The organism is Microbulbifer maximicatervae (SeqCode), from assembly GCF_052468095.1.
The window spans coordinates 4,553,447-4,576,100 of sequence record NZ_CP174332.1 but is presented as its reverse complement, the minus strand read 5'-3'; the positions used below and the strand labels follow the sequence as shown (position 1 = coordinate 4,576,100).

Genomic DNA, 22,654 nt, shown 5'->3' with positions numbered 1-22,654 from the left:
GCATGGCCGACTATAAGGCGCCACTAAGGGAGATGAACTTCCTACTTCACGAGGTATTTGCTGCGGAAAAACTCTGGGCGGAATTGCCCGGGTTGGCTGGAGCGGTAGATCGTGAGACCGCAGATGCGATTCTCGAAGAGATGGCCAAGCTGGCTGCCAACACCCTGGATCCGATCAATCGCACTGGCGACGAAGAGGGTTGCCAGTGGAATGACGGTGTGGTGACCACGCCGAAAGGCTTTAAAGAAGCCTATGCCACCTTCTGTGAAGGCGGTTGGGGTGGACTGCTGGGCAACCCGGAATATGGCGGCATGGGGATGCCGAAGATGCTGGGCGCTCAGGTTGAGGAGATGATCAATGCTTCAAATATCTCTTTTGCACTCTACCCGGTTCTGACTAACGGCGCCTGCCTGGCAATTGATGCCCACGCCAGTGATGCGCTGAAAGAAAAATACCTGCCCAAGATGTACGAGGGAACCTGGGCTGGTGCCATGGGCCTTACCGAGCCTCACGCCGGTACAGACCTGGGTATTATCCGCACCAAGGCCGAGCCCCGTGGCGATGGCAGCTTTAGCATTAGCGGCAGCAAGATCTTTATCACCGGCGGTGACCAGGATCTGTCCGAAAATATTATCCACCTGGTATTGGCAAAGTTGCCAGACGCACCCAAGGGACCGAGAGGCATCTCGCTGTTCCTGGTGCCCAAATACAAGGTGAACGAAGACAACAGCATTGGCGAACACAACGATGTGAACTGTGGCTCGATCGAGCACAAAATGGGTATCAAGGCCTCCGCTACCTGTGCGATGAACTTCGACGGTGCCCAAGGCTGGCTGGTCGGAGAGGAGAACAAAGGACTCGCGGCCATGTTCACCATGATGAACTACGAGCGCCTGGGTGTGGGTATCCAGGGCCTCGGCGCCTCAGATCGCTCCTATCAAAATGCTGTCGAATACGCTCGCGACCGTATCCAGAGCCGCTCTCCAGCGGGCGCCAAGCAGCCGGAGAAAGCCGCAGACCCCATCATTGTGCACCCGGATGTGCGCCGCATGCTGCTCACCCAAAAAGCCTTGGTCAACGGCGGCCGCGCCCTGTCCACTTACGTGGCCAAGTGGTTGGATATTTCCAAGTTCGGCGAGGGTGAAGAGAAAAAGAACGCGGAGAATATGGTTGCCTTGCTGACCCCGGTAGCCAAAGCCTTTACTACCGATATGGGATTGGATTGCACCATCCTCGGTCAGCAGGTCTTCGGTGGCCACGGTTATATCCGCGAATGGGGCCAGGAACAGTTGGTGCGCGATGTGCGTATTACCCAGATCTATGAAGGAACCAATGGTATCCAGGCTCTGGATCTGGTGGGCCGCAAGACTGTAGCCACTGGTGGTGCTCTATTCGAATTGTTTGCTGCAGATGTACAGGGCTTTATCGATGCCCAGATTGATCGCGAGGAAATGGCAGAGTTTATCCAGCCGCTCATCGCTGAGATGCAACGCCTGCGTGAAGCAACTGAGAATATGGTTGCCGCCACTCAGCAAGACCCCCACGCACCGGGTGCGGCCTCTGTAGAGTACCTGCACCTGTTCGGCTACGTCGCTTACGCCTTTATGTGGGCGAAAATTGTGTCTGCGGCGCTGCCGAAAGCGGAAGCGGATAGCTTCTACAACGGCCAGATAAAGACAGCGCGCTTCTACTTTGCTCGCCTGTTGCCACGCACCCAGGCATTGGCCGGCAGTGTCAACGCAGGTAGCGCTAGCTTGATGGACTTGGAGGAGGAGCTGTTCTAACAGCTCCCTGCGAAAGTGTTAAAAAGCCCCGCATTGCGGGGCTTTTTTGTGGAGCTGTAGAAAGCTTTCTCCTAAACTCAGGGCACAAAAATAACGAGCGAAAGTGCCCATGTTAGATCCCTCTGAAAAGAAACTCTCCGATGAAGACCAAGCCAAGGTCGATAAATACCTGCAGTCCGGCATCAACAGTGTCGAACGCAAGCCTTTCCGCCCCTGGGTACTATTACTCGGCTTGTTAGCGTTATTGACCCTGCTATCGTTACTGAGCCTGTATATCGCCCAGACAAAAGGTATCGTTTAGCACGGCGTGGAGCTTCCCAAGTGCTGGAGTAGCTGCCATTCGTCACCGGAAACTGGCTGGATAGACAGGCGGCCCTGTTTTACCAGCACCATCTCAGCCAATTGGGAGATGCCCTTGATTTCTGCGAGGGGCACCGGCCGTTGGAACTCACTTCGCCAGCGAATATCCACGCAGTACCAGCGCGGTTTATCCTCGCTGGCCTTGGGGTCAAAGTACTTGCTTTCCGGGTCGAACTGGGCCGGATCGGGGTAGGCAGAGCGAACCACTTCGGCGGTGCCCACAACTGCCGGCACCTTACAGGCACTGTGATAAAACAGCACGCCATCTCCTTCCTTCACCTTATCGCGCAAAAAATTGCGTGCCTGGTAATTGCGGATACCATCCCAGCGACCGCAACCGCTGGATTCGGCAGCGAGGTCCTGGAGGCTGTATTCATCGGGCTCAGATTTAAATAACCAGTAGGTCATGCGGCAGTTTGTCTCTTTGCTGCGCCGGTTGGTGTTTCGCCGGCTTTCGACGCCATTTAGTATGAAGCTGCCGATTAGTGTCAAATCGGCGCATAGATTTTTACCCAATAAGCGGGAGATTATGGGAAGCAAAACACTTCAGTGGCTCTCACAGAAGCTGGCCAGTCGTCGCTCACAGTACTGGGCCCTGCAGCTCTCTGGTTGGGGGGGCTATACGCTGTTGACCTTTGTAGGCAGTTTTTTCTGGGTGAATGATCACTGGATTCACTCTGGCTACATCATAGTTGCCACTACTTCGGGAGTTGTTCTCAGCGAGAGCATGCGTTTGGGTTTTCACCGCCTGTGGAGTAAGCCTCCAGCGCTGCGATTAATAGGTTCTTTATTGCTGGTAGTGATGGCGGCGGTGATTTGGGCGGCAATAAAATTCAGCGGCTCTCTGTGGCTGTATGGTCACGATGGTGATGAGCACCCGGCACTCCTGGCCATCTATTGGTTCACCTATTCATTTCTGATTCTGATGACCTGGGCGGCGCTCTATTACGGCATCAAGTATTACCGCTCCTCTCAGGCGCAGCAGGAGAAGGCGTTGCGGGCGGAATCAATGGCGCATCAGGCTCAATTAAAAATGCTGCGTTACCAGTTGAATCCTCACTTCCTGTTTAACACACTCAACGCAATCTCCACCTTGATCCTCGATAATGACGGGCGCACGGCCAACAATATGGTGACACGCCTGTCTCAATTCCTGCGCCATTCCCTGGATAATGACCCCATGCAGAAGGTCACCCTGGCGAAGGAGGTTGAGGCGCTGATGCTGTACTTGGACATTGAAAAGGTGCGCTTCGCCGATCGCTTAGGGGTGAATCTGGATTTACAGGGGGAGTCCCCCCAGGCCCTGGTGCCGAGCCTGTTGTTGCAACCATTGGTTGAAAACGCGATCAAATACGGGATTGCACAACTGGAGTGGGGCGGTGAGATTGGCATCAAGTCACGGGTTTTCGCCGGCGAACTGTTACTGGAGGTCAGCGATAACGGCCCCGGTATGTCGGAAGAGGAGCTGCGCCTGATTGGCAAAGGCTACGGAGTGGGCATTCGCAATACCTGTGAGCGCCTTAAGGCCCTTTATGGCGATGACCAGAGAGTGCGTTTCCGCAACCGTCCGGAAGGGGGCTTGTCGGTAAATATTCGTATTCCCTTTGAACAGGAATAAAGAAATGAGTGGAGTAGAGATCCTGAGGGCGATCGTTGTCGATGATGAACCCCTGGCTCGTCGCGGCTTGCGACTGCGCCTGGAGCGGATGGCTGATATCGAGGTGGTTGCAGAGAGCGGCAATGGTCGCGATGCGTTGGAGAAAATACTGGAGCTGAGGCCCGATGTAGCATTTGTGGATATCCAGATGCCCGGCGTAAACGGTTTGCAACTGGTTCAGTTGATTCCGTTGGACTCTCTGCCTCATGTGGTATTTGTCACGGCCTACGACCAGTATGCGGTAGAGGCTTTTGAAATCAATGCGGTGGACTACGTATTAAAACCCATCGAAGAAGAGCGCTTGGAGTTGGCTCTTACCCGAGTCAGGGAACAGAGAGCCAACGCTGATATCGCTAACCAACGAGAGCAATTACTCGAAGCTGTTGCCGATTTGACCAAGGAATCCCCTGAGGTGCTGGAGCAGAAGCTGGTTAGCGGACAATTTGCCGGCAGTGCCTATCCGGACAAAATTGCAGTGAAAGATGCGGGCAAAATAACTTTGGTGCCCTCCAGTGAAATCGACTGGATCGATGCTGCCGGTGATTATATGTGTGTGCACGCTCGGGGTGAGACCCATGTGATGCGTATCACCATGAAAGAACTGGAGCAGCAGTTGGACCCGAAACTTTTCCAGCGCATACATCGGTCAACAATCGTCAATTTAAGTCGGGTAAGGGAAATACGTGCCCATATTAATGGTGAATACCATCTGGTGTTAGATAGCGGCGAATGTTTAAAAATGAGCCGCAGCTATAAAAATAAAGTCCAGCACTTCCTCTGATCCATAAATTTTTTATGGCTCTCAGGTGAGGCAGCAAAGCAGATGGGTTTTCCACTGTAACGCTGCCTCTTAAGGCATGGATTTCATTTTGTGAATTTTTATTTTCTTTCCGGCGAATAAACGGGCTCTTCATGGCCTGATCGAATTTTCCTGGCAACTAGTCGCAACTGCCTTGTAAGGAATTCATATTCCGCTAGCCTTCAATCCCAATAAAAAACTGGGGCTGAAGTAATGGCATTAACACGCGCCGCTTTAAAAAATCCCGCTGCTGCGGGGGTCGCAGTGGTTATGGCTGTTCTGCTTGGAGCTTTCCTCGCCAGCCAGCTGCCGGTTCAACTTTTCCCCGATATCGACAATCCTCGTATCGCTATCCAGGCGGGCTGGAGAGCGGCCGCACCGAAAGAGGTGGAGGCGGAAATTGTCGAGCCCATCGAATCCGTATTACAGGGCCTCACCGGTCTGGAAATGATGCAAGTCAACGCCGGTCGCGGTGGCGCCTGGGCAAATCTGGAATTTGCCATGGGCACCGATATGAACAAGGTGCTGATTGATGTTATCAGTCGTATGAGCAGCCTGCCGCCATTGCCCCGGGATGCGGAGCCACCGCGAGTAATGCTGGGTGGCTGGGGTGGCGATGCCACAGCACTGACCTATTTCTTTCTGCAAAAATTACCTGATAACCAGAATAACCTGGATGACTACGCTGGCCTGATCGAAGATGTACTGCGCCCGGAGTTGGAGTCGGTGCCCGGGGTTGCCAGTGTCCAGGCCCAGTCTGGGAGTGCGGCACAGGAAGAGTTACAGATTATTTTTGATCCCTGGAAAGCTGCTGAACTGGGAGTAGAGCTGCCTACAGTGAGTCGGCAGCTGGCGTCTGCCAGGGATGTCTCCGGCGGATTTACCGACGTGGGGCGGCGTCGCTATACCCTGCGCTTTGTCGGCGAGTATGAACCCAAAGACTTATCCGAATTAGTGTTGGAATGGCGCAATGGACAGCCGGTGCGCCTGGGCGATATTGCTGAGGTCAAGGTGGGGCCTTCAGAATCCCGCGGTGTCACCACGCAGAATGGCAACCCGGCAGTTTCTCTCCGTATTAACCGTACCAACAATGCCAATATGCTGGCTACTTTGGAGCGGGTTAAGCAAAAAGTCGCTGAGCTGAATGAAACTAAATTGAAAGCTGAGCAGCTTGTGCTGGTGCAATCATTTGATGCATCGGTATTTGTTTATCGGGCTTTAAACTTGCTCGGCGGTAATATGATTTTGGGTATCGTATTAGCTGTCGGAGTGCTCTGGTGGTTTATGCGACGCATGCGTGCGACCTTGATCGTTGCCGCAGCGATTCCAATTTCATTACTTTCGACCTTTGTGGTGCTGTCGGCCGCAGGCCGCAGTGTGAATGTAATTTCTCTGGCGGGACTGGCCTTTGCCACCGGTATGGTGCTCGATGCTGCGATCGTAGTGTTGGAGAATATTGTGCGCCTGAGAGAAAAAGGTCGGGGGGCCGAGGAGGCTGCGGAGCAGGGTGCAGGCCAGGTGTGGGGTGCACTGTTGGCCAGTACTGCGACAACCGTTGCGATATTCCTTCCGGTATTTTTCCTTAACAGTGTCGAAGGGCAGGTCTTCGGTGACCTGGCCCTGACTATTGCTGTGGCTGTGGTGTTTTCCCTGTTGGTTGCGGTGGCTGTGGTTCCCCTGGCTGCGCGTCTGTGGCTACCCTCTATCTCTACTGAAGACCGCCTCTCCCGAGTGTGGGAAAAAATAACTGCGCGGGTAATGGCTTTGACGAGTACCAGGACCCGCCGTTGGCAGGTGATCGGGGGGCTTTTATTAATGCCCATGGTTGCGACTTATTTATTCTTACCAAACCTGGATTATTTACCGCCGGTAAAAAGGGATGCAGTCGATGTGTGGATGAATTTCCCCGCATCCACTAATACCAAAACTTTAGAAACAGAAATCGTCAACGAGTTGGATAAGCGCATGGCACCCTACATGAGTGGTGAGCGCGAACCAGCCCTGAAGAACTACTACGTGATCACCTGGCCCAATGGCGGCACTATGGGAGTGCGGGTTAAGGATATGGATCAAGCCAAGGAGATGGAGAGAATCCTGCGGGAAGAAATCCTGGTGGATATTCCTGATTTCCAGGGGTTTGCTGCACGGGGTAATCTGTTTGGCCAATTCGGTGGTGACCGCAATATTGCTTTACATCTGCAATCCCGTGATGCCGAAGCATTGATGCGTGCGGCTGCCCTTGGGGTTGAGGTTGTTGAAGAGGTGATGCCGGGAACGCCGGTGCAGACCAACCCAGGCTTATCTTTATCAGAACCTGAATTGACAGTGCGCCCCAATGATCGCGCAATGCTGGAGCAGGGCTGGAATCGCCAGGATATGGGCGGACTGGTTCGAACGCTGGGCAATGGTCTCTATGTCGGCGAGTATTTTGACGGTGAAAAGCGCCTGGATATTATTTTTAAAGCGCAGCCCTGGAGTACTCCCGAACAACTGCAAAATACGCCGTTGGTAACGCCCCGTGGGGAAGTGGTGCCGCTCAGTCAACTGGCCAGTGTGGAGCGGACTGTGGGGCCGGGCAGTTTGCGCCGGGTCGATGGTCGGCGCACTATTACACTGAATATAGTACCGCCGGAAGATGTGTCCCTTGAAGAGGTGCGCGCACAGCTGGAGGCGGATGTATTGCCGAAGATTCGCGAAGCTCTGCCCGCTGACGGGAGTATTTTAGTGGGAGGAAATGCCAGTGACCTGGATAAGGCGTTGGCCTCGCTTTCCAAGAATTTCCTGTTAGCGCTGCTAATTTTATTCCTGCTGATGAGTGCACTGTTCCGCTCCTTGCGGGATGCCTCTCTGGTATTGCTCACCGTACCCTTAGCGACAGTGGGCGGCGTGTTGGCGCTACAAATTTTAAACTTGATCGATTTCCAACCACTGGATCTGCTCACCATGATTGGCTTTGTGATATTGCTAGGCCTGGTGGTGAATAATGCTATTTTGCTGGTACACCAGACGCGAGCGGCAGAAATGGCGGGTAGCACTCGGGTCGACGCTGTAGAGCAGGCCTTGCGCCTGCGTTTGCGCCCTATTTTTATGAGTACCCTGACCAGCGTGTTTGGCATGTTGCCACTGTTGGTTGCTCCCGGTGAGGGCAGTGTTATTTACCGCGGCCTGGCCGCAGTGATTGTGGGCGGCATGGCAGTGAGCACGCTCTTTACCCTGGTTTTGTTGCCGGCATTACTGCAAACCGGCAGCCTGCCGCTACCCAAATTTACGGCTATGCGCGAAAGGTTTGCCCTGAGGAGTTCACAATGAAAAAATTACTCGCAGGTATCGTTTTATCTCTGAGTGCCAATGGCGTTTGGGCACAGGGCGATCCTATTGCGGTATTGGTGGATCGGGCCCAAGTTCGGGAAATTGCTCCGAGCCAGTGGTCTGCAGGTGAGGTGGTGAGCCGACGAGATATCCTGGTTTCTTCTGAACTGGATGGTGTGTTGGAATTTGTTGCTGAACCTGGCAGCTTTATTAAAAAGGGTGAGCGCCTGGCCGAGCTGGACAGTACTCATTGGCGATTACAGCTGCGCAACAGTGACAGCCGTATCGCACAATTGCGTGCGCGGTTGACCTATATGGATGCTCAGTTAAATCGACTGAGTAAGTTGGCGGAAACCAATAGTACCTCCCGAGCCGCATTGGAAGAGCAGCAGGCTGAGCGCGAGGCAATGGCTCAGGACCTGATTGCGGCTCAAATTGAGCGCGACCGACGGGCCTATGAATTATCTAAAACAGCCATTGATGCACCCTTTGATACTTTAGTGGTGAGCCGCGAATTACAGGCGGGAGAATATGTGCGCACCGGTTCGGAATTACTGCGAGCCCTGGATATGTCACAGATGGAAGTGGAGGCGGATATTCCCTTGACGGCTCTGCCGCTGATTCGCATCGGTGACACAGTGGCGCTGCGCAGTGATTCTGTCTCTCTGCCGGGAGAGGCACGGGTGGATGATCAATTATTTAGCGGCCGGGTACGTCAATTTGTGCCTGTGGCCAGCGATCGCTCCCGGCGAGTTAAGCTGATGGTAACTTTGCCACAGAGTGCGCCGGAGCAGTGGGACTGGATTGTCGGTATGCCGGTACAGGTCTCTGTGCCCATTGCGCAGGCGCAGGCCACCATGTCTGTGCCAAGGGATGCCTTGGTTTTAAGAAATGGCGATACCTTCGTATATCGAGTGGGCGAGGGGGATAAGGCAGAGCGATTATCTGTGCGTATCGGCAGTGGCGATGGTGAATGGGTGTCGGTAAGCGGTGATCTCACCAAGGGCGATCGTGTGATAGTGCGTGGTGCTGAGCGCTTGCAGCCTGGACAGGAAGTTAAAGTGCTGTCGGAAGTGGTGCGAGATAAAGAGCCATTACAGGCGGGCAGTGGCTAATTCCTGATTTTTCCTGAAGGCCTTCTGATCAAATACAGGGTGACTCGCTGCTTGTGATCGCCCTGGCCCTCCTAATCTTTCACCAAGCAATGATGTTCCCTCCCCATCCAAACTATTTGTGGGTACATAGACTAAATAATAATCATTCGCATTGACTGACGTATATTTCTTCAAATATCATCCGCTCCGTTTATGGTGCCCCTGCACCGTTCACTGATTTGGAATGAGGTTTTAGCCGATGAAAATTAACGGCTTAATGAAGAAAAAAGCGCTGTCAGCCTGGATTGCTGCCGCCGTGCTCGCCCCGCTGGGAAGTTCTGCTTGGTCTGCTGAAAGCGAAACTGCTGAAACCATGGAAGAAGTCAGTGTCTACGGAGAGCAGGAAGAGACCAGTACTGCCTCTCGCCTAAGCCTATCTGTTTACGATACTCCGCAAACGGTAACAACTATATCCCAAGCTCAAATCCAGGACTTTGCCCTACAGGATATTAATGAGCTGCTGAAATATACCCCTGGGGTAACCGTAGAGAACGTAGAGACGGATCGTACTTATTACACTGCTCGCGGCTTTGATATTGTGAACTTCCAATACGATGGTATCGGTGTTCCCTTTTCCTCTGGTTTATCCCATGGGCATCAAGACACAGCGATATTTGATCAGGTTGAAGTGGTGAAGGGCGCAGCAGCTCTGACCACAGGTCTGGCTAACCCCTCCGCGACGGTTAACTTTATCCGTAAGCGTCCGACAGAAGAGTTCAAGGCAGGTGTAGATCTGGTTGCCGGTGAAGAGGGACGTTTGCGCACCCAGGGAGATATCTCAGGTTCTATCAGCGATAACGTCCGAGGACGGTTGGTGGTTGCAGAGGATCAGGCTGACTCTTATCTTGACCGCTACGAAACTGACGGCAGTGTCTACTACGGTATTGTGGAAGCAGATTTGACTGACTCCACCACCCTGACCTTAGGCCACAGCCAAAATCGCAGTGAAGCCGATGGCAGCATGTCTGGTGCCCTGCCACTTTTCTATACCAATGGCAGCGCTACCGATTACGATAATTCCACAAGCACGGCACCGGACTGGGCTTTCCGCAATGTAGACAGAACCCAGACTTTTGTTGAACTGAAGCAGGATCTTTCCGCAAACTGGTCCGTCACTGCATTACTGACCCAGAATGAAATCGATATGGATGTCGAGGAGATGTATGTCTACGGTACTCCAGACAGAGAAACCGAACTGGGTTTACATGGTTATGCGTTTGGCTATAAGTTGGATGAAAAGCAAAAGATTGCCGATGTGTTCCTGTCAGGAACTTACAATTTGTTCGGCCGCGATCACGAGTTGGTGGTGGGAGCCAACTATGCGGATATCGAACTAACCGGCCAGTCTTTCTACAGCTACTCCGACGGTTATCCGGTTCTTGGCAGTGACTGGGCAAATGGCACAACGGCGCGGCCTGACTTTGTTGATTTTGATCCTTATAAAGATGGCCACGAAGACGATCAAGAACACAAGTCCCTGTACTTTGCCACTCGTTTGAATATTACCGACAGTCTGTCTTTATTGGCCGGCGCGCGTAAAATGGAAGTGGAACAATCCGGCTACAATTATGGTGTTGATGCTGACACTTCGGCGGATGAAACTGTTCCCTATGTAGGGGCCACTTTTGATTTGAACGATAGTTTCTCATTCTACGGTAGCTATACTGAAGTCTTTACCCCGCAGTCTTGGGTTAACCCTGAATTTAAACCACTGGGCGCCGCAGAGGGAGACAGTTCCGAGGTGGGGTTTAAGTACTCCCTTGCGGGTGGACAAGCAACGGCTAGTGTTGGGCTATTTGAATCCAACCTGAATAATCTCGGTGAATACCTAGATAAGGTTGATGGAAAGAATGTTTACGAGAGTGGTGATTTCACTACAAAGGGCGTTGAGCTGGAGCTAATCGGTTCAATTACCGAGAATTTCAATATCAGCTTTGGCTTTACCCACTTAAGTGAAGTAGTCAATAAAGACGGTGAGGAAGATCGCACTTATATTCCGCGCAACACCCTGAAGGTGGCCGTGGCTTACGATTTACCTCAAGTTCAAGGCTTGAAGTTCGGCGGCGGTATCAATTGGCAGGATGATATTTACACTGAGCCTGCCGAGGGTGTTCGTGTAGAGCAGGATAGCTATGCGTTGCTCAGCGCCTTTGCCAAGTACGATATTTCTGATGCTTTAACGGTTGGCCTCAATATTGATAACCTGACCAACGAGAAATATATCAACAGCCTCTATTGGACCCAGGGCTATTACGGCGCTCCGCGTCAGGCACAGTTGAGTGTGAGCTGGCGCTACTAAGGCGCCTAGTTAACTCCGTTGCAGTTTAACCCGGTACTTGTGCCGGGTTTTCTGTTTTTTAGTTTTAGGTAAATGTTATGCGTCAAACCCTGGTTCTTTTACATCGTTACCTGGGGCTTGCTACTGCGGTCTTCCTGATAGTCACCGGGCTAACCGGCGCTATTATCTCCTGGGATCACGAACTGGATGAGTGGCTCAATCCCCACTTATATAAAACTACTTCCAGCGGCGAACCCTTAGCCTCTATCGAGTTGGCAGAACGGCTTGAAGAGTCCTTGCCGCAAGTCCAAATATCCTATTTTGAATTAGTACAGGAGCCTGGGCATACCCAGTATTTCTGGGTAGAGCCTCGAATTGACCCCGCTACCGGTCAATTCTTTGCGGTGGATTACAACCAGGTATTTGTCGATCCGACCAGTGGGGAAATTGTTGGTAAGCGCGAATGGGGACGTGTCTGGCCGATAACAACTGAAACACTGATGTCGTTTTTGTACAAGCTGCATTACAGTTTTCATATTCCTGAATTTTGGGGCACTGACCACTGGGGAATTTGGCTGCTGGGCGTTATTGCACTGGTATGGACAGTCGATTGCTTTGTGGGGCTAGCGGTGACTTTACCTCGTCGCAAGAAATCCACCCGAAAGCCATCTCGGACTTGGTGGCAGCGCTGGAAGCCCGCATGGCTGATTAAGTCCGGCGCTGGGCGTGCCAGGCTCACATTTGATTTACATCGTGCGTTCAGCCTGTGGACCTGGGCGCTGCTGCTGACAATTGCATTTACGGCCTTCTCACTGAATCTCTATCGAGAAGTGTTTTTTCCCCTGATGTCGCTGGTATCAGATGTGACTCCGTCGCCCTTGGAAGAGCGTACACCTAACGATCACAGCAATCCAATTACCCCGGCGTTGTCTTTTCGGGATATAGCCGCGATTGGAGAAAACCAAGCTGCGCAGATTGGCTGGCAACAACCGCTGAATTCCCTATGGTATGCCCGGGAGTGGGGGATATATCGGGCTGAATTTTTTGATGCCAGCGCAGGGCATGGCGCCGGAGGTGTTGGTCACAAGGCTCTATTTTTTGATGGCCACAGCGGCGAATATCTCGGAGACTTTACCCCCTGGGAAGGGACGGCAGCAGACTTATTTGTACAGGCGCAATTCCCGGTGCATTCCGGTAGGATCCTCGGTCTCCCTGGTCGCATACTGATTTCAATTATGGGGGTGGTGATTGCGATATTGAGTGTGACTGGAGTTTTAATCTGGTTACGTAAACGTCGTGTGGCAGTCAGTAGTCGTATGGATAGCAGGTCTCCCTTGTCGAGTACAGCTGTATAAATCTATTGGTTAGACCAGTGGTAATTGGAGCAATTGAATGGCGCTCTAGTTACCGCTTGGGATAGCCTTGGGGATGACTTGTTCGCACCATACCCTTAGCGGATTGCAATTTGCTGATGATATTAGCCATGCGATCCCTGCTTACCCTATTTCTTGTATTCTTCTGTTCTGTTTCGGAGTCTCAGGTTCGATCGGACCACCTGCCTCCCGGAGCTGAGCCTATCGAAGTGAATAACCAGACAGTTTTTTATAAAAATGGTTATTTCTACCGCAAAGGCCCCGACGCTTATACCCGGATTGAGCCGCCTCTGGGAGCTCGGGTCTCCCGAGTACCTTTTGGAACCCCCATTAACTTGGGTAACAAGCAATATATGCTTGCGGGTAATGGTACCTTTTTCTTATTAGACCCCAGGGACAATCAATATGTGGTGGTCACGCCCCCTCCCAATTGGCAGCATGTTAATCGCAATCCCCTAGCTCCGAAAAAGAAAATATACCCCCGAGCCTATCCGCCCCGCCATTTGCGGCACCGCTCAGAGGGTAAACGAGTCGATCGTAAGGATTGGGATATTTACTGTGAAGCCCGGGCGGCAAATTTGCTGCGCCGTACGGATGAGCCTGGTAAAACAACCGGGCAGGATATGCGTGAATATCGCAAGGTATACAGAAAATGTTTGCGTCAAAGTCGGCGCTTCAGGTAAATGCATGGGGCAGGGAAGTCCCTGGGCTACACTGAACAATATGGCCCAGTAGGCGCCTATTTTATTAGTGCCGGATTTTTTCATGGATAGAAGTATTTTATGCCGGGTGCCAGCCTTTTTATCCCTCGTTGTAGTGCCGGCAAAGAATTTTCTTTTCTTCACCTCGCCCTTTCATTTCTCCTTTTCTTTAGTGTCGCCTGTGTCTCTGTTTCCAGTGTCGCCCAACTTCCCGGTAGTAAACCCAAGGAGTTTAAGCCGGAGGTTCCAGATTTTGCTGACCCCTCTGCAGATTGGTGGACTGGATGGACCAGTGCATCTCCCGAAGAGCGACGAGAATGGCTTAGCTTGGTCACAAAGAGCTGGGAGGAGTGGGAAAAGGATTTGCCGGAGGATGAGGCCTTACAGGAAGGTGCAGAAAAGATTAGCCGAAGTCTACAAGGGATCGCAATTACCTGGAAAAAACGAGAGGAGTACCTGAAAGTCCCTTTAATGCCAGATGTGGATTTTCCAGAGAACCCAACGGTATTGAACTGGGCCAAGGCCGATTCTGCCATCAGCCGTGGCCGACGTAGGTTGAAAGGCGTAGAACTGGAGGCTCGTCAACTTAAATCAACCCAGTCCCAGTCTCTATCTTTACTGCGCAAGCAAGTGATTGTGCTGCGGGATTCCAGTGGACGAGAAGAGGATGAGGCGGCGCAGGCCCTACTTTTAGCTCAAATAAATCACTTAAATATTATTGAGCAGCTGAGTACCGTTAATACTTTCCTGGGAACCTGGCGGGAAAAGATTAACAGCGCAGAAATTAAATTGCGGAGACTTCTGGATACCCTCGTCTACTCCAGTAAAGATGCAGAGGAAATAGATAAGGATATTGCCGCGAACGAAAAGAAAATCGAACGTATTTCTGCGACCCGCACCAGTATTCAAAGCACTACAGAACCCTCCACTGACCCCACCATCAATATGCAGAAAGACCTGACCCTGATGCAGCTTGAAGTGGACTTGCTGGAGGAGCAGCTGGAAAAACGCAAAAGTGAGTTGCTGCAATCCATCAATGAGGTTCTGAATGAAGAGGGCGAAGAGCGCCCCCTGATTATCAGTCGGGATTTATTGGAAAACGCCAACTCTGTGATTGAAAGTGCGTCACGGGAGTTGGCGGTGCGCCAGCGCCAAGTGGTGGCCTGGCGTGAAGATGAAGAGAATGAAGACCTGAGTCGCTGGTGGTCTTACTTTGAGCGTATTGGCAGTGGCTTGGCCCGCGCCAATGACTTCGAACAGGATATTCAGCGCTATGAAAAGGCCCAGCTGGAGGTTTACAAGGAGCGCCAGGGTTGGTGGGCAACAGTGCGCGAACGAGTCGCACTGGGCGCAAGACAAGCTTATAACCGCTGGCGTAAGTTGGCGGATTATCAGCTATTTACCGTTGCCCAGAACCCGATAACCCTGCGGTTGATCGCTAAGATGATTGTGGTCTTGGTGGGGGCCTGGCTATTGTCTGGACTCACCCAGGCCTTCCTGCGCCGGCTTGTGCGCAGGGAGCATGCCAGTGAATCCTCCATGTACAATCTTGGGCGGGTGTTGCATTACATCTTTATTTCCGCGGCCCTGATTGTGGTGCTCAGCATGTTGGGCCTGGATACCTCCAAGTTGGCCCTGGTCGCTGGAGCCCTGTCGGTAGGTATTGGCTTTGGGCTTCAGGCGATCTTCTCGAATTTTATCTCCGGTTTGATTTTGCTGTTTGAGCGCCCTCTCAAAGTGGGTGATCTGGTGGAGCTGGAGTCGGGCGTTTTTGGCCGCATCCGCGATATCAGCGTGCGCTCAACCCGTATTACCACGCGGGACAATGTGGATATCTTGGTGCCCAACACTGAGTTTGTTGCGGGCCGGGTTATTAACCACACACTGGATGATCCTGTGCGCCGTATTCATGTACCCTTTGGTGTGTCTTATGCCTCGGACCCAGATTTGGTGCGGGAAGCTGCCCTGGAAGCTGCCGCTCGAGTCAATATCACCCATACCGACTGGAAGCGAAAAACCGAGGTGTGGCTGATGGGGTTCGGAGATAATGCCCTCGACTTCAAGTTGGTGGTGTGGGTCAACAGCAATATGGTGACTTCCCTGGGAGACTCCTATGCCCTGTACAACTTGGAGTTGTTGCGGGAATTTCGCGATAAGGGTATTGAGGTACCTTTCCCTCAGAGAGATCTGCATCTGCGCAGTTGGGATGTTCCGGCGATCATTGGCCGTACCGCCAGGAAGTAAGTGAGGTCCGGCTGGCATGACACCTCCGGGATTTCATAGTATTTTCAGCCCACTGGCCTTTGTGTCGGTGCAAGTTCATTTACCGGTGTTACTGCGTTTTCTCACAGGGCGCTGATGAAATCACAATAAGGGAAGCCCGTGCTGATCATCCCCATCCAAAACAAACCCGACTGGCGCCGGCCGCCATTAATGTGTTTTGCGTTGATTGCCCTTAACTTGCTGATGTTTGTTTTCTATCAAGGGGGGGATGAAGCTCGCTGGCAGGAAGCTGAAGATTACTATTTTGAGAGTGACTTACCGGACCTCGAGGAGCAACGTTTTCTTGTGTATGTCAATGAAATGCACCCAGAGTGGAGAGCGCAGATGGGTGTGGAAGGGGAAGAGTTTTTTTACCGGGAATCCCTCGGTAACCCTGAATTCCACCACTGGCTGTTGCCGAAGCTCGAAGCCGAGGGTGAGACCGAGTGGTTACGACAGAGGCAGGAGTTTGCCCAACTGCGGGATAGGGTCAGTAGCAACGCACTGGGGCTGATACCGGCAGACCCGAGTATTGCTGGAGCCTTTGGCCATATGTTTCTACACGGTAGCTGGGATCACCTTATTGGCAATATGGTGTTTCTGCTGTTGTTTGGCTTGTCTGTTGAACTAGCCCTGGGAGGGGTGTGGTTTATAGGGCTCTACCTGGTGGGAGGGTTGGCGGCAGCAGGTCTGCATGTGCTGGTGGAATCCGGCAGCCATGTACCGATGGTGGGTGCCTCCGGTGCGGTCTCGGCAATTATGGGCATGTTCGTCGCGGTTTACGGTGTGCGCCGGCTACGTTTCTTTTACACCATTGGTTTTATGTTTGGCGAATTCAGTGCACCGGCGCTGCTGGTGTTACCGCTGTGGTTGGGTAAGGAGATTTTCGGTTATTTGTATGGAGATGCCAGCATTGCCTATTGGGCCCATACTGGTGGTTTACTTGCGGGTTTTGCCCTGACTTTGGCGGTGTTGTACTGGCGCCCGATGGTGGAACCTATGCCGGAGGAAGAGGAGGCCCCGTCCCCCCAAAGGGTAGCCTTGGCGCGGATTGATCGTTTTTTGGAAGAGGGAAAAATCCTGGAAGCCACTGAAGCGGCAGCCTCAGCGGTGCGGCAATATCCACAGGCGTTAACACTGATTGAGCGCTATATAGAACTGACCTCAGCGGCGCCAGAGAGTGAAGGTTACCACCGGGCCAATCTCGCTTTATTTGCCCAGGCAGGAAATCTGGAGATCGATGGCCATACCCTGGCAAGTGGCTATCGCCGCTACTTGGCGGCAACAAAAAGTCCAAAGGCGCTCACCGGAAAGGCAAATTTATTGATGGCACGGCGTGCAGCGGAGGAAAAGGACTGGCCGTGGCTAGAGGAATTACTGCGCCACTTGAAACAGCAGCGAGTGAATCACCCCTTGATTCCCAAGCTGGGAATGGTCCTGGTCAATTACTATCGTCGCCTGGGTGAGGAAGGCCGCGCGCGCGAGGTGAAAGAGATGACCCAAGATATGGCTGCCTCAGGTTGAAGAACATAATTTGGTATGTCTTATAAATAATTAAGTAATGTATTGGGGGCAGAGTGAGTCGCTATATTTTGACCGGGACCGAAATTGCAGGGATGGAGGGGGAGTGCAAGGTACATTTCCTCAATGCCAATGCGGTGCGTAAAAACAAGTCCCTGGGTGATATTACCGGCATATCCGGCTTTGGTTTCCATATGATCGAAATCGAGCCAGGTTATGAATCCACAGAATTCCATTGTCACTATTTTGAAGACGAATGTGTTTATATCCTGGAGGGTAGAGCCGATGTGCGTATTGGTGATGATCACCACCAGGTTTCTGCAGGGGATTTTATTGGCTACCCCGCTGGTGGCCCAGCTCATGTGATGCGCAATGTGGGAGAAGTGACCTTGCGTTGCATAGTTGTAGGCCAGCGACTGCAACATGATGTTGCCGACTACCCAGAAAAAAATCAGCGGATCTACCGAAATAATGGTTTACCCTGGGAGTTGGTGAACCGCGATGACATTGACCACCCTAAGTAGTTTTCGCCGGTAGAAAAAGAATGGATTTTTAGCTTATGCCTGAAAAGATTCGGGTTTTTTATAATTCTGCTTGTCCAGTCTGTAACGCAGGAATTTCAGCACAAAAGAAAAAGTCCGTCTCCTGCCAAGTGGATTGGGAGGATGTTCATATTGATGAAGATAAAGCCAAGGAACTGAATACAGATTTAGAGTTTGTCCGTGAGCGGTTGCATGTATTGGATGCGGATGGAAATCTGAAAGTAGGCTACGAAGCTTTTATTACAATTTGGGAGAACTCTCCCAAGGAGCAATGGAAGGCTAGGGTGTCGAAGCTAGCCGGCCTTAGGTGGTTTTTGAATAAAGGTTACAACGTTTTTGCGCGAGGTTTGTATCTATGGAATCGGGCGCTAAAGCATTGGTAGCGAATGTCGGGCTAGGTTTAGGGTAGCTACCATAGATGGCTACCCATATTTTGCTATTTAGTGAATTTCGGCAGTGCTGTTAAGTACTTTCCACAGGGTATCGATTTCAGAACGCAAAGTACTCTCTGGAAATTTCTGTCGGACAAAGTGCAGTAGTTTTTTTGCCAAGTCCTCTCTATCCAATCCATCCATATACACTTGTGCCAATAACAGATAGGCAGCATCGAGTTGTGGATAGGCTTCTTTATGTAAATTATTGAGCAGCTGTGCTGCCAATTGGTACTTATGCTGTTGGTATAGCACTTTGGCTAGTGCGTGGCGTATCTCGGGCTTAGCTACAGTCAGGCTGGGCTCTGTGGCCAAATACAGTTCAGCTGCCTTATGTGGGCGATTTATCTGTACAAATTTTTCTAGTAGATGTGGCCCCAGCTCCTGAAGGGCTTTTTTATCGTCAGTAGCAAGTAAAAGGCGGTAGTAGCGCTCATTAAGAGTTTCGTCGTTAGGGAAGCGGCGCAACCCTTCAACCAAAGCCTGGCGAGCGCCCTTGAAGTCCCCTTCGCGTAAAAATATTTGCGCCTCAGCCCGAGCGCGCTTACACAGGAATTCATTTTCCTCTAAGTAATTTTCATCATCTTCTTGTATTGAAGCTATTCCCAGTTTTTGCTGTCGAGTTAAGCAGATATATCCCATTACAGCACTTGAGACGATGGAAAAGTAAGAGACAATGGCTGCCGTGGTCGGGAAAATTGCCCAAGCCGGCAGTTTATCGCTGACCACGGCCATTAGTATATTGGGTGCGAAAGAAATGATATTGGTAATAATTAACAGCAACCAATAGGGCCAGCCAATGATTAGGGTAAATTCCAATAATTTGAGTGGGTTGATTGCGGACCTCAAACTATGGGTAAGCGCTAAGGCAATCATTGCAGCCGGCGCTAAAAATGACAGGGCGGCCGCATAAATCATTATGACATTGAGGCTCCCAGTAAATTGTACAAGCTTGTAGCCAACAAAACCGGCGATCAATGTCATTCCAATGACTTTCAGAAATAACATTGCACCATTGCCATCAAGTGCATCTGCCAGTGGAGGGGCTTCCAGTTGGCCTCCTGCGAGTCTTTCGATGACCAAGAGATTGTAGCGGGATACAACAGCTACAATGGCTACCAAAGCGATAAGGGTCAGAAGACCCATTGACGTTATTGCCATACTGCCCGCTGCTGCAACAGCCATGATTGTTAGAGGGCCAGGCTTAAAAGCATAGAGAAAGTAAAATAGCCCCATTTGCCAAAAAGGCTTGGCGTTGTTACTGGCTCCAATATATTCCAGGCTATCGCGGCAGAGCGGGCATTCGGGACCCTGCCCATGGTAATTGGTACTCGAACCCGGAATACACTCGCCACAGAACTGACGGTTGCAGGGCTGGCACTGCCAGGATGCAGTCTTGCTAGTGTGATAGTGGCAGGAATCAGCCATTTATTCTTCCCTAACGAATTTCTCTACTTAATAGTAATTTTGTCTTGGTTCACAGTTTATCTGTCGACTCGGTGGCGGTGCAATCATCAAGTATTTTTAATGTCCTGTTAGAATGCAGGAGAAATACCGATAAAATTGGTACACAAGTTTCAAAATAGGTGTTGTATGACAAAGGCTATGCATATTCATTTGGTTGAGGGCTTTGCGCCGGAACCCTGGGGAGAATCAGCACTGCTGAGCTTTGATGGTAGCGCTGCCAATATTCATATTAGCGCTGCGAAAGGCGCTGTGTTGGTTGCAGCGCAGCGAGCTGCCCGAAAGCTCGATGGTATGGGGGTCAACGATGCTGTCCTCAAAGGAGAAAGCTGGAGCATTGAAAGCCGCTGGGCATTTTGGGCAGGTTTTTTTAACCCGCGTAAATCCAACAAAATTGACTGGGGGACTGATGACAGCGCCGAGTTAAAAGAACTCGCCGCCCGTGAAAATGCCAGTCGCTGGGTTCGTGAAATTACTAATGGTACTCCTGATGATGTGTCTCCGCGTGTATTGGCGGAGAGCGCTGCAGAAATGCTGCAAAAGCTGGCTCCCAGTGCGGTAACTTACCGTATAGTTGCCGGGGATGACCTACTGCGTGAAGGGTTTGTCGGTATCCACAACGTTGGGCGTGGTAGTGTACGTGAGCCGGTGATGTTACAAGTGGACTTCAACCCGACGGGTGATGACCAGGCGCCGGTTGATATGTGTTTGGTGGGTAAAGGAATTACTTTTGACTCCGGCGGCTACAGCATTAAGCCGTCCAACAACATGGCCACAATGAAATCCGATATGGGTGGCGCGGCCATGGTAACTGGAGGCTTGGCTCTTGCAATAGCCAGAGGTCTCAACAAGCGGGTCAAACTCTATCTCTGCTGCGCAGAAAATCTGATCTCCGGTCATGCCTTTAAATTGGGCGATATTATTAAATATAAAAACGGAGTGAGTGTAGAAATACTGAATACCGATGCTGAAGGGCGCCTGGTGCTGGCCGATGGTTTAATTGCAGCTTCGGAAGAAGATCCTCGCTGGTTATTGGATGCCGCTACTCTGACCGGTGCAGCAAAGATGGCTGTAGGTCGGGATTTCAACTCTGTCTTTAGTTTTGAAGATGAAGCAGCCCAAAAGGTATTGTCTGCAGCTTCTGAGGAAAATGAAAAGGCGTGGAGACTTCCTTTAGAGCGTTTCCACCTTGAGCAAACCCCATCCAACTTTGCCGATATCGCCAATGTTGGTATTGAGGGAAGTCCTGGTGCATCTACGGCAGCCTCCTTCCTGGCTCGCTTTGTACGGGATGAAGGGCGCAATTGGGTGCATATGGACCTTTCAGGCTCTTACCAGCCCAGTGGCAATGATCAGTGGGCGCCAGGTGCTAAAGGGCACGGCCTGCGTACAATTGCACGCTTCCTTTTGGATAATTAGCAACCGGCAATTTATGCCAATTTCCCTTCGAAACGCGCCTAATAGTCGGCGCGTTTCTTTTACCTCTCCCTTAATACCTATAAGTCATTAAAAAAATTGTACTCCAGCTGATAATCGGGATATTAGTAGAGTTCTGCTAATTGAGGTATTTCGGTTCTGGTTCGTTAGCAGATACTTGGGCCTGGAAGCTTTTGCCAGGTAAATAAGATAATCAGTGATTCGGTGAGCGGTAATGAGCACTGCAACCTCTACAAATAATTCGGATTATAATCCAAACCATTGTGCCAATTGTCATGCAGAGCTATTGGGGCCCCATTGCTACGCCTGTGGTCAGCCGGTTAAAGGCATGGTTCGTCATTTCTCCTCAGTAATTGGAGACTTTTTTGATACCCTGCTTGCTTTTGATTCCCGCACATGGAAAACAATACCCTCTCTGTTTTTTAGACCTGGATTTTTAACCGCTGAGTATTTCTCTGGTCGACGGGTCCGTTATGTCAGCCCTGTACGCTTGTTTATCTTTCTATGTATCACCAGCTTCTTTGTAACCCAGATAAATAGTGATTGGGCTATTAATTTTGGAAATGTAGACGTTGAGTCAGTCGATGTTGAAAAAGCGAGCCAAGGTTATAACGACGCCATCGAAGATATTCGAAAAGGCAAAGAAAAGCACGTTAACAATAGTTATGCTGTCGCTGTTTTGGAAGATGTTGAGAAAAATCTGATTAGCGAACAAGAGAAGCTTACCGGTGGTTTGCATAAACTCAATGAAGATTTAAGTGAGATTGATGGAGGCCAGAATGGATCGGAAAACCTTTCTAAAGAGGAACTGGCCTCAGGATTGAATGAGACTATTAGTGAGTTAGATAGAGAGTTTCTTCAAGTTGATTGGCTTCCCAAACCATTAGAAGATTGGGTTAACCGTAAGGTAGAGAGCGCCCATAAAAATGTAGAAAGGGTGACTGATGATCCAAATCGTTTCAAAAAAGCATTCTTGGGAGCTCTTCCGTCAACTCTTATAGTCATACTGCCAATATTTGCCATGATGCTGTGGGTGCTTTACGTCTTTAAACGCAGACTTTATATGGAGCACCTGATTGTAGCGTTACACAGCCAGGCTTTTATCTGCCTGAGTATTCTGATTGGCAACCTGTTTTATAGTATTAGTAGTCAACTGGAAGGATACGCATTTATATCCTCATCTCTTAACAGTTTGATGGCACTATTAGTTCTTTGGGTTCCTATATATCTTTTTTGGATGCAAAAGCGTGTATATCAGCAGGGTTGGATCATGACCCTGTTAAAGTATTCTTTTTTGGGTTTAGCCTATCTAGTTTTATTATCTGTTGGTGCGGCTCTTACTGTATTTTGGAGTTTAGCAGAGTTATAAGGATATATTCTAATAGGATTCCAACCACTAAACGCATAAGCGTTTAATGGTTGGTGTAGGTGAAACTGTGTTGTTTAGATGTTAAGTTATTTAAGTTAAAGAGTTCGCTCGCAGCACCATCTATATTCAGAATATTGTATTGTAAATTTTTATATCCGTAATTCAGTTCAGAAAATTGGACTTTCGGATTACTGGTGGTAAGTAGTTAAAGGG

17 protein-coding genes are annotated in these 22,654 nt (G+C 50.7%); 15 read left to right on the top strand and 2 right to left on the bottom strand.

Features of this window, described 5'->3' with window-relative positions:
• Positions 1 to 2: 2 nt before the first annotated feature.
• Complete coding sequence (locus ACJJIL_RS20365) at positions 3 to 1,784, top strand: acyl-CoA dehydrogenase C-terminal domain-containing protein (RefSeq protein WP_413664200.1); 1,782 nt, start codon at positions 3 to 5, stop codon at positions 1,782 to 1,784.
• 109 nt (positions 1,785 to 1,893) lie between these two features.
• On the top strand, positions 1,894 to 2,085 hold the full coding sequence (locus ACJJIL_RS20360) for a DUF3094 family protein (RefSeq protein WP_413664201.1): 192 nt from the start codon (positions 1,894 to 1,896) through the stop codon (positions 2,083 to 2,085).
• Here the strand turns inward: ACJJIL_RS20360 and ACJJIL_RS20355 are convergent.
• Positions 2,082 to 2,552 carry an EVE domain-containing protein gene (locus tag ACJJIL_RS20355; protein WP_445360630.1) on the bottom strand — a complete coding sequence of 157 codons (471 nt, stop codon included), beginning with the start codon at positions 2,550 to 2,552 and terminating at the stop codon, positions 2,082 to 2,084. The genes ACJJIL_RS20360 and ACJJIL_RS20355 overlap by 4 nt on opposite strands.
• Before the next feature lie 121 nt (positions 2,553 to 2,673).
• Between ACJJIL_RS20355 and ACJJIL_RS20350 the strand changes: the two genes are divergently transcribed.
• The 11 genes from ACJJIL_RS20350 to ACJJIL_RS20300 all read left to right on the top strand — a co-directional run bounded on the left by ACJJIL_RS20350 (position 2,674) and on the right by ACJJIL_RS20300 (position 18,123).
• Positions 2,674 to 3,762 carry a sensor histidine kinase gene (locus ACJJIL_RS20350; protein ID WP_445360629.1) on the top strand — a complete coding sequence of 363 codons (1,089 nt, stop codon included), beginning with the start codon at positions 2,674 to 2,676 and terminating at the stop codon, positions 3,760 to 3,762.
• A gap of 4 nt (positions 3,763 to 3,766) precedes the next feature.
• Positions 3,767 to 4,582, top strand: a complete 816-nt coding sequence (locus tag ACJJIL_RS20345; protein ID WP_444940147.1) for a LytR/AlgR family response regulator transcription factor — start codon at positions 3,767 to 3,769, stop codon at positions 4,580 to 4,582.
• A gap of 231 nt (positions 4,583 to 4,813) precedes the next feature.
• On the top strand, positions 4,814 to 7,909 hold the full coding sequence (locus ACJJIL_RS20340; protein WP_444912011.1) for an efflux RND transporter permease subunit: 3,096 nt from the start codon (positions 4,814 to 4,816) through the stop codon (positions 7,907 to 7,909).
• Positions 7,906 to 9,024 (top strand): efflux RND transporter periplasmic adaptor subunit, encoded by a 1,119-nt coding sequence (locus ACJJIL_RS20335; protein WP_445360628.1) that lies wholly within the window; start codon positions 7,906 to 7,908, stop codon positions 9,022 to 9,024. The genes ACJJIL_RS20340 and ACJJIL_RS20335 overlap by 4 nt, the downstream gene beginning before the upstream one ends.
• Positions 9,025 to 9,262: 238 nt before the next feature.
• Positions 9,263 to 11,362 (top strand): TonB-dependent siderophore receptor, encoded by a 2,100-nt coding sequence (locus ACJJIL_RS20330; protein WP_445360627.1) that lies wholly within the window; start codon positions 9,263 to 9,265, stop codon positions 11,360 to 11,362.
• Positions 11,363 to 11,439: 77 nt separating this feature from the next.
• On the top strand, positions 11,440 to 12,696 hold the full coding sequence (locus ACJJIL_RS20325) for a PepSY-associated TM helix domain-containing protein (protein ID WP_445360626.1): 1,257 nt from the start codon (positions 11,440 to 11,442) through the stop codon (positions 12,694 to 12,696).
• A 128-nt stretch (positions 12,697 to 12,824) separates the two neighbouring features.
• Complete coding sequence (locus tag ACJJIL_RS20320) at positions 12,825 to 13,397, top strand: DUF6515 family protein (RefSeq protein ID WP_445360625.1); 573 nt, start codon at positions 12,825 to 12,827, stop codon at positions 13,395 to 13,397.
• A 99-nt stretch (positions 13,398 to 13,496) separates the two neighbouring features.
• Positions 13,497 to 15,659: a mechanosensitive ion channel family protein gene (locus ACJJIL_RS20315; protein WP_445360624.1), complete on the top strand. Its 2,163-nt coding sequence runs from the start codon at positions 13,497 to 13,499 to the stop codon at positions 15,657 to 15,659.
• Positions 15,660 to 15,797: 138 nt separating this feature from the next.
• Positions 15,798 to 17,201, top strand: a complete 1,404-nt coding sequence (locus ACJJIL_RS20310; protein ID WP_445360623.1) for a rhomboid family intramembrane serine protease — start codon at positions 15,798 to 15,800, stop codon at positions 17,199 to 17,201.
• 53 nt (positions 17,202 to 17,254) lie between these two features.
• Positions 17,255 to 17,722, top strand: coding sequence for a cupin domain-containing protein (locus ACJJIL_RS20305; RefSeq protein WP_445360622.1), 468 nt, complete (start codon positions 17,255 to 17,257; stop codon positions 17,720 to 17,722).
• A gap of 35 nt (positions 17,723 to 17,757) precedes the next feature.
• Entirely contained in the window at positions 17,758 to 18,123 is a 366-nt protein-coding gene (locus tag ACJJIL_RS20300) for a thiol-disulfide oxidoreductase DCC family protein (RefSeq protein ID WP_444906538.1), read from the top strand.
• Positions 18,124 to 18,180: 57 nt separating this feature from the next.
• Here the strand turns inward: ACJJIL_RS20300 and ACJJIL_RS20295 are convergent, their stop codons facing one another.
• Complete coding sequence (locus tag ACJJIL_RS20295) at positions 18,181 to 19,599, bottom strand: hypothetical protein (protein ID WP_444926545.1); 1,419 nt, start codon at positions 19,597 to 19,599, stop codon at positions 18,181 to 18,183.
• A 165-nt stretch (positions 19,600 to 19,764) separates the two neighbouring features.
• Here ACJJIL_RS20295 and pepB point away from each other — a divergent pair, with 165 nt between their 5' ends.
• Positions 19,765 to 21,054: an aminopeptidase PepB gene (pepB, locus tag ACJJIL_RS20290; RefSeq protein ID WP_444906536.1), complete on the top strand. Its 1,290-nt coding sequence runs from the start codon at positions 19,765 to 19,767 to the stop codon at positions 21,052 to 21,054.
• Between the two features lie 232 nt (positions 21,055 to 21,286).
• Complete coding sequence (locus ACJJIL_RS20285) at positions 21,287 to 22,441, top strand: DUF3667 domain-containing protein (RefSeq protein ID WP_445360621.1); 1,155 nt, start codon at positions 21,287 to 21,289, stop codon at positions 22,439 to 22,441.
• Positions 22,442 to 22,654: the final 213 nt, after the last annotated feature.